The organism is Globicatella sp. HMSC072A10, assembly GCF_001811625.1.
GTDB lineage: Bacteria > Bacillota > Bacilli > Lactobacillales > Aerococcaceae > Globicatella > Globicatella sanguinis.
In genome coordinates this window covers 1-13,473 of the sequence record NZ_KV805818.1, presented here as the reverse complement: position 1 = coordinate 13,473, position 13,473 = coordinate 1, and the positions used below count along the sequence as shown (strand labels likewise).

The window sequence follows — 13,473 nt, the reverse complement described above, 5'->3', positions numbered from 1 at the left end:
TTTTTTATCATTGCCTTGCCTATTTTTCTATGGTATCGATAGTGAATCAAAATGATAGTATACATCGAATAAGATAAGTTCAACGAGTTTCGATATAGAATGATGCCAATTATTACGAAAGAAAAGAGGTTGTATCGATGACTGAGATTAAAGGGTTTTATCGTTTATCACCTGAGCAAAGAAGAAAAGTGTTAAAGGAAAATTTTCCTGATGTTTTTATTGAATCAGATACGCAATTATCGGAAACAACGGCAGATGCGATGATTGAAAACTATTTTCAAAATTATTCCTTACCAATGGGAATTGCGCCAAATTTTCAAATTAATGGACAACTTTATCATATTCCTATGGTGATAGAAGAACCTTCCGTGATTGCTGCTGCTAGTAATGGTGCTAAAAGGGTTGGGAATATTATCACTACAAGTCAGCCACGTGAACTAATTGGGCAGATTATTGTGAAAGAAGTCATAGACCTTGAACAAGCGACTGCTGTGATTGAAAAAAATAAACACTATTTACTGGATTTAGCTAAATCATTTTCCAGCAATATGGTAAAGCGCGGTGGTGGTCCTACTCGAATTTGGACTAAAAATTTCGGATCGTATTTTACCGTTTACCTTGGCTTTAATCCTTGTGATGCCATGGGGGCTAATGCGATTAATCATGTATTAGAAGCACTTAGTGAGGAAGTAGAACAGTTAGTCAATGGCGTTGCTTTGATGCGTATCTTATCGAATTATCAACCCGAATCAGTCGTAACGGCTAAGGTTAAAATTCCTATTCACACTTTAGCTAATAACCAAGCAGACAGCCAGCTATTAGCGCAAAATTTAGTGGCGGCTAGTGAATATGCCCATTTAGATATCTATCGTGCCACCACTCATAATAAAGGAATAATGAATGGGATTGATGCCGTTTTAATGGCGACCGGTAATGATTGGCGAGCTGTCAGTGCCGGCGTACATGCTTATGCGAGTCATACCGGACACTATCAATCATTAACTGATTGGAAGATTGAAGAAGATTATCTAGTGGGTAAAATTGAACTACCATTAGCGGTCGCCACAGTGGGTGGAACCTTATCGGTACATCCACAGGCAAAACAATCATTGGCTTTGTTAGGTAATCCTGATGCACAACAGTTAAGTGAAATTATCGCTGCAGTCGGTTTAGCGCAAAATTTTGCTGCGTTAAGAGCTTTGGTTTCAGAAGGTATTCAAAAAGGTCACATGAGTTTACATGCGCGCCAGTTAGCGATTCAAGTAGGCGCTAATGAAGCAGAGGCTCCACGTTTAATTGAACTTTTAAAAAGACAAGAAAAGGCTATTAGCATTTCGGTGGCTACTGAATTACTTGCAAAAATGCGCCAAAACCGATAATTTTTTTCAAAAGATAACAAATTTTTAAAATAATATGTTAATATACTATAGTGACTTGAAGAAGTGCATCATAGATTAGGAGGATATTGTGAAAGAACTAGAGGTAGGAATTGATAAATTAGGCCTATATGTGCCTAAGTATTATATCGATATGAAAGAATTAGCAACCTATCGTGGTGTAGATCCTAATAAATGGACCATTGGAATTGGTCAAGAACAAATGGCAGTTCCAACCTTAGCTAGCGATGTCGTTGCTTTAGCTGCTAATGCAGCCAACCAAATTATTACTGATGAAGATAAAACTTTAATTGATCAGGTGATTGTCGGTACCGAATCTGGTGTAGACCATTCGAAATCAATTGCGACTTTTGTACATGGCTTATTAGAAATAAACCCTTTTGCAAAAGCATTTGAAATTAAACAAGCATGCTATGGTGCAACTGCTGCCTTGCAACTAGCTTGTGATTATGTACGTTTAAGACCTGATAGAAAAGTGTTAGTAATTGCGACCGATGTCTCACGTTACGGATTAGATACCAGTGGAGAACCAACGCAAGGAGCAGGTGCTATCGCCATGTTAGTTAGCGCCGAACCAAAAATATTAACAATTCGTCAAGAAAGCTTTATGCATACCAATCACCAATTTGATTTCTGGCGTCCCAATGATTCTGAATTTGCAATGGTTGATGGTCATTTTTCAACCAAACTATATCAAGATGAATTTGTTAAAGTATTAGAGCATGTTGAGACGATGAATCCTTCATTATTAGAGGATATCGAAGCGATGACCTTCCATTTACCGTTTACTAAAATGGGATTAAAGGCATTAAATGCTTACGAAGAAGCCAAAGGATCATATCCCATAATAGATAAATGGCGTTCTCATTATGATGCTTCACGTGTTTTAAATAGACGAGTAGGAAACATTTATACAGGTTCGCTCTTCTTAAGTCTAATCTCATTATTAGCTAAAGATTATACATTATCAGCTGGTGAAACAATTGGCTTATTTAGTTACGGTTCAGGAGCCGTTTCTGAATTGTTAATTGGTCAGTTACAACCCAATTATCGTCAATCTGTTGATGTAGAAGCGATTGAACAACATTTAGATCGACGAGATGCTTTAACTGTCGAACAATACGAAACCATCTTTTTAGAAAAGCAGTTAATTAATGATGGTCAATCAGCGCCAATAACAGCTGATGAAGCTGGTTTTTATTTTGCAGGTATCACAGATCATAAACGTCAATACCGTTATCAAGCCTAACAGAGTCTTTATTAATCTTAACAACATATTAACCGCTGAATATCTATAGTAATAGATAAATTCGGCGGTTTTTTATTGGATCTATTTGGTAAGGGGATCATATGATTGATTTTCTCTACCACTTGCCATTTAGTGTGGTTATGTAGGTATGTAGCGATTCTTTAAGAGTCATCATGGTACTAACAAATCTCTAGTAATAAGTAGTATGTGATAACTAGACTGTATTAATCAATTTATGACTGGGTCATTCAATGTAACATCAATTAATTTTCTTAGCTGATGAGATTATATTTTCATTGAAAACTAGTTGTATTTTCATATGAAAAAAATGCTGTTTCAAAATAATGAAGGGAAAATGACAATTTTTAAAAATTGAGGTATAATTTAATAGAAAAAGGAGGGGATTCTCATCGTAACTTTAAAAGATGTGGCTAAAAAAGCAAATGTTTCTAAAATGACTGTATCACGAGTGATTAATCACCCTGACTTAGTAACAGACGAACTAAAAGAATTAGTTCATAATGTTATGAAAGAATTAGGGTATAAGCCTAACACAGTAGCACGCGCCCTAGCGCAAAATAGAACAATGGTAGTAAAAGTCTTGATTTTAGAAGAAATGGATAGTACAGAGCCTTATTTCATGCATTTAATTAATGGTATTGCGAAAGGTTTGGATCAATATCATTATGCATTACAATTAGTGACTGAAAATACTTATGATTTAGGACGCTGTGACGGTTTTATTATTTCAGGTATGACTCGTGAAGATTACGAATGGGTAAAAGAAATCAAGGAGCCCTTGATAGTTTTTGGTGAAAATGATATAAACTTACCTTTTGTCGATTCTGATAATGAACATGGCGTTGAAAATATGACCCTCTATGCATTAGAAAAAGAATATGACCATTATATATATGTAGGCATCGATGTACCGGAATTATTTGCAGTTAATCGTGAAAAAGGGTTTGAAGCAGCGATGGCTACTCGACCAGAAAAAGGTCATGAAATTTATAAAGTAAAAAATTCTTCAACAGCAGCAGAAGCAATGGTTGATGATATAGAATATCCTAAGAATACCTGTTTTATTTGTGCTACAGATCGTATTGCCGTCGGAGTACAACGTGCTATTTTGAAAAAAGGGAATATTCCTGAAGATTATGGTGTCACTGGTTTTGATGGTGTTTTCCTTGACCGCATCGCTTCACCTAAAATGACCACGATGAAGCAAGAGGTTGAGCAAATGGGCCAAGCATGTGTTGAATTATTAATGAAGAGAATTGACGGCAAAAAGTTGAAAAAAACTGCCAATTATTTCGATGCGCATTTAGTTAAGAGAGAAACTTTACGCCCATAAGATATTGAAAGGCAGTCTATTATTATTATTTTTTTATTGCTTTAATATGCTTATGTAAGACAGATTTAGCCAGCTGATCAGCGGCTAAATTTTGTTTTTCAGGAATCCAATTGAAAAAAATTAAAGAGAAGTTTTTCTTTAAAGAGAGGATTTTGTTAAGATAGGGTTGATAACGTTCATCTTTTACATACTCTTTTTCAATGGAACTGATGACGATTTTACTATCACTATAAATTTGGCACAATTGGTCCAGTAGCTGTTGTTGTATCAGTTTTTCAAGGCATAATATCATAGCTTTAAATTCGGCTTGATGATTGTCTTCAATTTGTGGTACAAACTCACTAAATTGAAAACGTTCATTGCTTTGATGATAAAGTGTCACAATTGCCGCCATTTTTTTATTAGGATCAAAAGCAGCATCTGTATAGATTTTGACCATTATATACCAACTTTCTGAAAGGAAATCATATGTCTGATATTATCAATTTACCAAATAATCATGAAAATTTCTATCGTAAAGGTGTTCAATCTATGGAGAAAGGCGACTTTGATAAGGGATATGACTTTTTTCAAAAATCATTAGCTCTCTCTTTTGAGCAAGAAGTGTTTTTAGAATTAGTTCATGCTTGTCTTATTTTTAATAAACTAGAAAACTTGATGGCTGTTTGGGAACAATACTATCCACAGACAGACGATATCTTTAAAGATGAAGCCCTTGTAAAGCTGTACGTGGAGTCCATGGATTTAATGATACCAGTTGACAAACGTTTATTAAAATTTACTCAGCTAAAACAACAATTGAATCAACAGAATTTTGATTTAAATCAAATCAATGAAAAAATTGAACGCTATCAAAACTTAAATCTACTTAAATTAACCGTAGAAGAATTAGTCAGTGAGGGGACTGTTAATCAGTGGTTAACAGCTACATTAGCTAAAGGGCAATATCATCTATTAACGCAGTTAAAAGAACTTTATTTATTAGATTTTTCATTAGTCCAACCTCTCTATCAAACTATTTTAGAGCATCCATCGGTCTTTAATTATTTAAAAGCTGATATTGTGCATTATTGTATTTTTCATCAGATTGATGCTTCATTTAATTGGTATTGGTTTAGTGATTCGAAAAACGTATCGATTAATGAATTAGTCGCTTACCACCAACAAAGATTTTATCAAGAAGGTTTAAAAAAAATAGAGCATTACTGTAATAAGGAAAATCCTCATTTAGAAGAAACTATCAAGGAACAGTTTCGTTTACAATATTTCGGATTATTTCCATTTTATGATGATTTGGCTTTAACGAGTCATCAATGGATTGATTTTTTACTCTATTCAATGGGGCTAGAAGAGTCGGCACCGAGTAACATTAATCAATTTACTTATCAGTTATTGTTACGCAACCAACAAGAAATTATGTTATTGTTTTATTTAGATTAATTAAAAAATCCATTTAGTTCCATCAGAACCGGCGAATTAATTATACCGGGTTGGGTACTAAATGGATTTGTTTTTAAAAGCTTATTTTACCGTACTCCAAAACTGATAATAATCAACTTTTAAGGCACCATTATATAATTTACGTTTTTTCGTTGCTTTTTCACCATAATAGGTTTCAAAGTTTTCATCGCTTGTTAAAATATATTTACTCCAAGTTGGCATTTGACGGTAAATATTTCCCATTTGACGATAAAGTTCATGAACCTTCTCTTCATCTAACAAACGGTCTCCATAGGGTGGATTTGCGATTAAAATGCCAAATTCTTTATCGGGCACGTAATCAGTCAATTGCATTTGTTTAAATTGAATACTGTCCGCCACACCAGCTTCAAGCGCATTTTGTTTGGCGATTTCAATCATACGATGGTCAATGTCAGTGCCTAATAAATCTAATTGGCGATCGTAGTCGGCTAAACTTTCTGCTTCATTGCGTACATCTTCCCATACTTCAGGATTTAATAAAGTCCATTCTTCAGCTGCAAATGAACGGTTAAAGCCTGGTGCAATATTGTGTCCCATTAACGCTGCTTCAATTAAAATCGTACCAGAACCGCAAGTAGGATCATATAAAGGACGGTCAGGATGCCAAGTAGTGAGCATGATTAGTGCAGCAGCCATATTCTCTTTTAATGGGGCGCCGCCTTTATCAATTCGGTAGCCTCGTTTAAATAAACTAGAGCCACTCGTATCAAGTGTTATCATCACATGATCTTTATTAATGGCTACCTCAATAGGATATTTTGCTCCCGTTTCAGCAAGGGGAGTGCGACGATGATAGTATTCCATTAAACGTTTGGCAATCGCCTTTTTAACAATACGTTGACAATTAGGAACAGAATGTAATTTTGATTTTTGTGATTTACCACTGACTGGAAATTCTGCATCTAGTGGTAAGATGTCTTCCCATGGTAAAGCATAGGTTTGATCAAAGAGTTGTTCGAATGTTGTGGCTTTAAATTCACCAAAAATAATTTTAATGCGATCAGCCGTTCTTAACCAAAGATTGGTGAAAGCAATATCGCGTGCATTGCCATCAAAGCGTACGCGTCCATTTTCAGTTTGAGTCTGGTAACCATGTTTTTTTAATTCCTGATTGACCAGCGATTCGATTCCAGCAGCAGCCGTTGCTAGTAAATGGTAATTTTTCATGTGTTCTCCTTTGTTTTGTCGACAATTTACAAAAAGGGCAGGACAACGTCCCACCCTCAAATCCTATAAAGCAAATTTTTATAAGCCATGTTCTGTCACTCGATTTATCCTAGGCAGATAAATCGACGGGTAACCATCTATCTACACTTTCGTGTCTTCTTCTTCCGTTCATTTACGTATAGAAGAAGCGCCCCTACCAAAGTTTGGGTTGCTCGCTCGAGGGGTTTACCAACGTTCCACTTTCATCGTTTCCAATGAAACTCGTCACTGTGGCACTTTCAAGTATACTAACACATAGTCCGTAGACCTTAGTGTGTTTTACTGCCGTCAATTAAATTGCCTTAGCTTATGGTTTCGCTAAGCACGAACACTACACGCGTCTCAGCGTGTGCGAGCATGGACTTTCCTCAACTAATTATTAGCCGCGATTACCTAAAATTTGCTTAGTTAACTTTCTCATTTTATTTGTTTACTTGTGAATAGTCAATGGTATTATCAACATTATTTATTTTTGAGCCAAAAACATGCTTTTCTAAATTAGAAAGACGTTTTAAAATATCAAAATTGGTCACGCCACTACCTGGTGTAGTTGGGGAAGTCTTTTTGTTTAAGGCTAATTGTTTTGTTAAATCATCAACTTTACCAATTAAACGTTCATTCTCAATTTTTAATTGAGTGACTTCTTTTTGATATGAATCATAGTCGCGGATAATACTATCTAAGTATTCGTCCACTTCAGCTGTATTATACCCTCTCATTGCACGGGTAAATTCTTTTTGTAAAATATCTTTTGCTGTTAAATTTTTTTCTGCCAAGTATATCACCTCTTAATATTCAATCCAATTTTATTATACAACATTAAGAATCATTTGAGTTAAAAATGAGAATTTTTTTAAAATTATGGCGGTAAAAAAATGCCATATAATCTATATTATGCCATTCATTGTCGAAAATATCTAGTAAAGAATAAGAAAAGTAATTAAAATAATTCTTAAAGCTAGCTTTTTATTGAATTTAAAGTTTTAATAAAGCATAATAGAAGAAAGAAGGTGAACCGATGCAACAACATAATTTATTAACCTATCAACATTATTTATTAGAAGAATTATATTTTCATTGTGAGTGGCAGTTAAGTTGGCAAGAAGATTGGCATTGTATTGAACTAGTTTTACAATTTGAATTTGAAAATAATAATACTGATATTCAATTAAATTTAGACCAAGCAGATGAGACAGTTCTGTACGAATGCAAAGTTTTATTTGTTGACCCTCAAGCTGCTCATTTCTATACACCAAATGTGATTCAACGTTTTGTAGTTGATAAGACAAAAGGTATTCCTACAGGAGAAGTGACAGCTATCTTTAAATATTTAAAGCAGAAAACAAGTCAAGCACAGGCTGAATGGTATGATTTTATCCATGATGATTCTATCGAACATTTTGGAATCTCTTGGCATGAACAGGACTATCAAATCATTAAAGAACGCCTCGTGCAAACAAATCAATATAATCAACAAGCATTATTTTTACCGATAGTTGATTAGAAAGAGGTCTATATGGAGGAAAAAAATTGGTATAAAGTAATATTAGAAACGACTAATAAGGAAAGCGAATTAATTGAATTAGTGTCCAATTTGTTTTTTGAATTAGGTTCTATTGGTGTAGAAGTAAATTATGCACAAGGTTACCTAGAAAATGATGAAAATCTATTCGGGGAAATTTTCGATGAAGAGATGTTAAAAGTATTGGATCGCGATACCGAAATCATTGCTTATTTTAACGAACCGATGGAACTTTCTGAATTAGAATTTTCGGTTAAAAAATTATTCAACCAAATACCGTTTAAATTGACACAAAATAAACAGTTAAATGAGAATTGGCAAAAGAACTGGATGCAACACTATCACCCACAACCAATCAGTCGTTATTTAACAATTGTTCCTGTTTGGCAAGAAGATTATCAAGCTCAACCTAAAGAACAAATTGTCTATTTAGATCCTGGCGTGGCCTTTGGGACCGGTAATCATCCAACAACTCAATTAGGTGCTCAAGCATTAGAAATCGTGATGCGTGGTGGGGAAACGATTTTAGACGTTGGTACAGGCTCTGGCATCTTAACCTTTATTGCGAAAGCATTAGGTGCGCAAACAGTTTATGGATATGATTTAGATCCACAAGCAGTCGCAAGTGCTAATGAAAACTTAAATTATCAACCAGATAAAGAAGGCATTCAGTTTGCAGTTAATAATCTTTTAGTAGGGGTAGATACTAAAGCTGATATTATCATTGCTAATATTTTGCCGCATATTATTATTGAGATGTTAGACGATGCCGAACGTTTATTAAAAGAAAAGGGTTGGTTAATTTTAGGCGGGATCCTAATATCAAAAAGCCAGGATCTTGAAAAAGAGTTACGAAGACGAGGATGGAAATTGTATCAAAAGACAGTAATGGGTGAGTGGGTTTCATTAATTTTAAAAAAGCAGGAGCAAGAATAGATGCAACGTTATTTTATAGCAGAGAGTTTAACAATTGGTCAACAGGTCATTTTAGACGCTGATATTAGGCATCATATTTATGATGTAATGCGTGGTAAACCGGGAGAGCATGTTTTACTCGTTGATACAAAGCAACAAGTATATTTAGCTTCTTTAGAAGCGAAACAGGGTTCTGTTGCGACTGCGATAATTGAGAGAGAAATTGAACATCGATCGGAATTTCCTTTAAGTGAGGTTACGATTGCCTGTGGTTTATCGAAAAATGATAAATTAGAATGGATTGTTCAAAAAGCAACAGAGTGTGGTATGACTCAGTTTTATCCACTCGCTTTGAAACGCGATGTCATGAAATGGCCTGGAGAAAAAGTAACGAAGCGAATGATGCGCTTACAAAAAATTGCTCAAGAAGCGGCTGAACAAAGTCATCGAGTACAAATACCGATCATTAACGAACTATCTTCTTTAAAGCAATTGATTAATTTGGCAGATGATTATACAATTAAGTTAATCGCTTATGAAGAAACTGCCAAAAGCGGTCATCATGCTCAGTTAAAAGAAACTTTATTTCATTTAAAAGCAAGTGATCGTCTATTAATGGTCTTTGGATCTGAAGGAGGACTGACGCCAGAGGAAGTTAGCCAATTAGAGGAAGCTGGATTTATCTGTTGTAGCTTAGGTCCGCGGATTTTAAGAGCTGAAACGGCACCTGTATACTTTTTAAGTGCATTAAGTTATCAATTAGAATTATAATTTTGGAGGAAGATCATGAATCAAAATTTAGCAAAATACATTGACCATACCATTTTAAAACCGGAAGCAACGAAGAAAATGATTGAAGTCCTATGTCAAGAAGCAGTAGAGCATGACTTTATGTCTGTTTGTATTAATCCAACTTGGGTACCTTATGCGGCGTCTTTATTAAGTGATAGTGATGTTAAAGTTTGTACGGTTGTTGGTTTTCCATTAGGGGCGAATACAACGTCATTAAAAGCCTATGAAGCAGCTGAAGCCGTTAAAAATGGTGCTCATGAAGTGGATATGGTAATTAATATTGGTGCAGCTAAAGCTGGTGATTGGGACTTAGTCTATCAAGATATTAAAGCGGTTGTAGATGCTGTACCATCAGAGGTGGTTGTTAAAGTCATTATTGAAACATGTCTACTAACAGATGAAGAAAAAGTGAAAGCTTGCCAACAAGCGAAAAAAGCGAAGGCTGATTTTGTGAAAACATCAACTGGTTTCTCAACAGGTGGTGCAACTGTCGAAGATATTCGCTTAATGCGCGAAACAGTTGGGCCTGATATGGGAGTTAAAGCAAGTGGTGGTGTTTCTAATACAGAAGAAGCTTTAGCAATGATTGAAGCAGGCGCAACACGTATTGGTGCATCAAAAGGTATTGCAATTATTGGCAAATAATTAGATACCGTTAATTTAAAGAATTAATGAATAAAGCTTAGACTGAATGTTTTTACAAAGAGGATAATTGGTTACTCCTAAACAGTAAAACATGATAGTCTAAGGCTTTTTTAATCAGTTAACATTGTAGAATATACAAATTTATCGTATAATTAGTGGTACATATTTTAACAGAAATTAGGTGAAAAAAATGGCTCGTACTCAAGATTTGACTGCACAAGAAGTAATCGATATATGTAAAGAATATATGAATGACAAAAATGTACAGTTTATAAAAAAAGCTCTTGAATATGCCACCCATGCCCATCGTAATCAAGTACGATTATCAGGAGAAGCTTATATCATACATCCTATTCAAGTAGCTGGCATCTTAGCTCAATTAAAAGCAGATCCTGCAACAGTAGTAACGGGCTTTTTACACGATGTCGTTGAAGATACTGAATACACATTAGAAGATATTGAGTCTGAATTTGGGAGTACTGTTGCGTTTTTAGTCGACGGTGTTACCAAATTAGGTAAAGTCAAATTTCAAAGTAAAGAAGAGGCGCTAGCAGAAAACCATCGTAAAATGTTATTGGCGATGGCCAAAGATATGCGTATCGTGATGGTTAAATTAGCTGACCGTTTACATAATATGCGGACATTAAAATTTCAAAAACCAGAAAAGCAAGTGGAAAAATCACAAGAAGCGATTGAGATTTATGCACCCTTAGCTGATCGTATCGGGATGAATGCGATAAAATGGGAATTGGAAGATATTGCGCTACGTTACATTAATCCAGCTGAGTATTATCGAATTGTGCGATTGATGGATGCTAAACGTGATGAACGTGAAAAATATATTCAAGAAGCCATCGTCGAAATTAACGAAGCCGTAGCTGAAATGGACATTAAGGCTGATGTATATGGACGACCTAAACATATTTATTCAATTTACCGTAAAATGGTCGACCAGAATAAAGATTTTGACCATATTTATGATTTACTAGCAGTAAGAGTATTGGTGGATACTATTAAAGACTGTTATGCAGTACTGGGAATTATTCATACTAAATGGAAACCAATGCCAGGTCGTTTCAAAGATTACATTGCGATGCCAAAAGCGAATATGTATCAATCGATTCATACAACTGTCATTGGCCCATATGGTAAACCGGTCGAAATTCAGATTCGAACACATCAGATGCATGAAGTAGCAGAATATGGGGTCGCTGCCCACTGGGCTTATAAAGAGGGCAAAACAGATAAAGTAGAGTCTGAAAATAATATTGAACGCCAAATGAAATGGTTCCGTGAAATTGTTGAATTGCAAGATGAAGCAAGAGATGCTAGTGAATTTATGGATTTTGTTAAAGAAGATTTATTTAAAGACCAAGTCTATATTTTCTCTCCAAAAGGTGATGTTTTTGAATTGCCTGCAGGATCAGGGCCGATTGATTTTGCCTATCGTATCCATACTGAGGTAGGAAATAAAATTATCGGTGCTAAAATTAATGGTAACATTGTCCCCTTAAATTATACTTTAAAAAATGGCGATATTATCGAAATATTAACCAATCCCAATTCAAATGGTCCAAGTCGTGACTGGTTAAAATTAACTCATACGAGTAAGGCCCGCAATCGTATTAAACGATTTTTTAAACTATTAGATCGTGATCGAAATAGTGAATTAGGTCAACAGATGTTAGAACGTGAATTTAAACCGGTTGGATTTTCAGTAAAACAATTGAATAAGAAAAACCGTGATAAAGAGTTATTAGAACGGTTTAACTTTAATAGCTTAGAAGATTTATATGCAGCGGTAGGATTAGGAGAATTATCTCCACAAACCATCATTAACTTCTTAGGTTTAAAACCGATGGAAGAAACAACAGAAGTAAAAAAACAACCGATTCAAACCATTAAAAAAGAAGCACCAGATAATAAAATGCCACGTACCGTTCATGAAAGTGGTGTGGTGGTCAATGGTGTCGAAAACTTAATGGTGCGCTTAAGTCGTTGTTGTAATCCTGTACCAGGAGACGATATTGTTGGTTATATTACTCGCGGACGTGGTGTTTCAATTCATCGCAAAGATTGTCCAAACTTAGTGCATGAACCAGATTTAATGAAACGGACGATTGATGTTGAATGGGAAAATAAAGCAGATTTAACTTCAGATTATGAGACTGAAATTAAAGTCATTGGTTTTGACCGTTCAGGATTGATTAATGATGTTTTGCATGTGGTTAATCACACCGTAAAAAATCTGAAAAATGTTAATGGACGCGTCGATGCGGATAGTACGGCGACAGTCACCATTAAAGTAGCCATTTCTAATACCATTCAATTGAATGATTTAATGAATAAATTGCGCAATATACCCGATGTTCATGAAGTCGAGCGGGTCGCAAATACATAATTAGGATGAATTAAATGAGAGTTATTATTCAAAAAGTAAAAGAAAGTTCAGTAACAGTTAATAATACCTTGTTGGGGGAAACGCAACATGGATTAATGCTGTTAGTAGGATTTACTCACACGGATACGTTTGAGGATATTCAATACTGTGCTAAAAAAATTGTGCAGATGCGTATTTTTGAAGACGAGAATGAAAAAATGAACTTGTCTTTAAAAGATGTGGGAGGCTCTATTTTATCAATTAGTCAGTTCACCCTCTATGCGCAAACCAAGAAAGGCAATCGTCCTAGCTTTACCGAAGCAGCTAAGCCTGATTTAGCAACAGCGCTATATGAACAATTTAATGAAGAATTGAGAAGTTACGATGTAGAAGTAGCTACCGGTGAATTTGGGGCAATGATGGATGTGGCTTTAATCAATGAAGGCCCAGTAACCATTATTTTAGACTCCAAAAATCGCTAATGCTTGTTGAGAAAGTTGGCAAGAAGTAGAAAATTAAATAATTTTCGTT

At 35.1% G+C, this 13,473-nt stretch carries 13 protein-coding genes and 1 other RNA gene; 10 read left to right on the top strand and 4 right to left on the bottom strand.

All coding sequences use genetic code 11. The features are described 5' to 3' along the window. Positions 1 to 137: 137 nt before the first annotated feature. The 3 genes from HMPREF2811_RS10315 (at position 138) to HMPREF2811_RS10305 (ending at position 4,000) form a co-directional block, all read left to right on the top strand. Positions 138 to 1,379 (top strand): hydroxymethylglutaryl-CoA reductase, degradative, encoded by a 1,242-nt coding sequence (locus HMPREF2811_RS10315; protein WP_071409256.1) that lies wholly within the window; start codon positions 138 to 140, stop codon positions 1,377 to 1,379. Between the two features lie 88 nt (positions 1,380 to 1,467). Next, on the top strand, positions 1,468 to 2,646 hold the full coding sequence (locus tag HMPREF2811_RS10310) for a hydroxymethylglutaryl-CoA synthase (protein WP_084802133.1): 1,179 nt from the start codon (positions 1,468 to 1,470) through the stop codon (positions 2,644 to 2,646). Positions 2,647 to 3,073: 427 nt separating this feature from the next. After that, positions 3,074 to 4,000 (top strand): LacI family DNA-binding transcriptional regulator, encoded by a 927-nt coding sequence (locus HMPREF2811_RS10305; protein ID WP_246829857.1) that lies wholly within the window; start codon positions 3,074 to 3,076, stop codon positions 3,998 to 4,000. A 25-nt stretch (positions 4,001 to 4,025) separates the two neighbouring features. Here the strand turns inward: HMPREF2811_RS10305 and HMPREF2811_RS10300 are convergent, their stop codons facing one another. Continuing rightward, complete coding sequence (locus HMPREF2811_RS10300; RefSeq protein WP_071409254.1) at positions 4,026 to 4,439, bottom strand: ribonuclease HI family protein; 414 nt, start codon at positions 4,437 to 4,439, stop codon at positions 4,026 to 4,028. A gap of 29 nt (positions 4,440 to 4,468) precedes the next feature. On the opposite strand from HMPREF2811_RS10300, the gene HMPREF2811_RS10295 reads away from it, so the two are divergent. Further along, entirely contained in the window at positions 4,469 to 5,440 is a 972-nt protein-coding gene (locus HMPREF2811_RS10295; protein WP_071409253.1) for a hypothetical protein, read from the top strand. 81 nt (positions 5,441 to 5,521) lie between these two features. Here the strand turns inward: HMPREF2811_RS10295 and HMPREF2811_RS10290 are convergent, their stop codons facing one another. The 3 genes from HMPREF2811_RS10290 to gpsB all read right to left on the bottom strand — a co-directional run bounded on the left by HMPREF2811_RS10290 (position 5,522) and on the right by gpsB (position 7,464). After that, the gene (locus HMPREF2811_RS10290; protein ID WP_071409252.1) at positions 5,522 to 6,649 is read right to left on the bottom strand and encodes a THUMP domain-containing class I SAM-dependent RNA methyltransferase; all 1,128 of its coding nucleotides are present in this window, start codon (positions 6,647 to 6,649) and stop codon (positions 5,522 to 5,524) included. A gap of 76 nt (positions 6,650 to 6,725) precedes the next feature. Then, positions 6,726 to 7,089, bottom strand: an RNA gene (gene rnpB / locus HMPREF2811_RS10285) — RNase P RNA component class B. A gap of 21 nt (positions 7,090 to 7,110) precedes the next feature. Then, positions 7,111 to 7,464, bottom strand: coding sequence for a cell division regulator GpsB (gene gpsB, locus HMPREF2811_RS10280; protein ID WP_071409251.1), 354 nt, complete (start codon positions 7,462 to 7,464; stop codon positions 7,111 to 7,113). A 242-nt stretch (positions 7,465 to 7,706) separates the two neighbouring features. Here gpsB and HMPREF2811_RS10275 point away from each other — a divergent pair, with 242 nt between their 5' ends. From HMPREF2811_RS10275 to dtd, 6 genes are all read left to right on the top strand, one after another. Further along, complete coding sequence (locus HMPREF2811_RS10275) at positions 7,707 to 8,192, top strand: DUF3013 family protein (protein ID WP_071409250.1); 486 nt, start codon at positions 7,707 to 7,709, stop codon at positions 8,190 to 8,192. Between the two features lie 12 nt (positions 8,193 to 8,204). Next, entirely contained in the window at positions 8,205 to 9,146 is a 942-nt protein-coding gene (gene prmA / locus HMPREF2811_RS10270) for a 50S ribosomal protein L11 methyltransferase (RefSeq protein ID WP_071409249.1), read from the top strand. Next, the gene (locus HMPREF2811_RS10265) at positions 9,147 to 9,896 is read left to right on the top strand and encodes a 16S rRNA (uracil(1498)-N(3))-methyltransferase (RefSeq protein WP_071409248.1); all 750 of its coding nucleotides are present in this window, start codon (positions 9,147 to 9,149) and stop codon (positions 9,894 to 9,896) included. Positions 9,897 to 9,911: 15 nt separating this feature from the next. Further along, entirely contained in the window at positions 9,912 to 10,562 is a 651-nt protein-coding gene (gene deoC / locus HMPREF2811_RS10260) for a deoxyribose-phosphate aldolase (RefSeq protein WP_071409247.1), read from the top strand. Between the two features lie 190 nt (positions 10,563 to 10,752). Beyond that, positions 10,753 to 12,963, top strand: a complete 2,211-nt coding sequence (locus tag HMPREF2811_RS10255) for a RelA/SpoT family protein (protein ID WP_071409246.1) — start codon at positions 10,753 to 10,755, stop codon at positions 12,961 to 12,963. A gap of 14 nt (positions 12,964 to 12,977) precedes the next feature. Then, positions 12,978 to 13,424 (top strand): D-aminoacyl-tRNA deacylase, encoded by a 447-nt coding sequence (gene dtd / locus HMPREF2811_RS10250; protein WP_066126829.1) that lies wholly within the window; start codon positions 12,978 to 12,980, stop codon positions 13,422 to 13,424. The last annotated feature ends 49 nt before the right edge of the window (positions 13,425 to 13,473 follow it).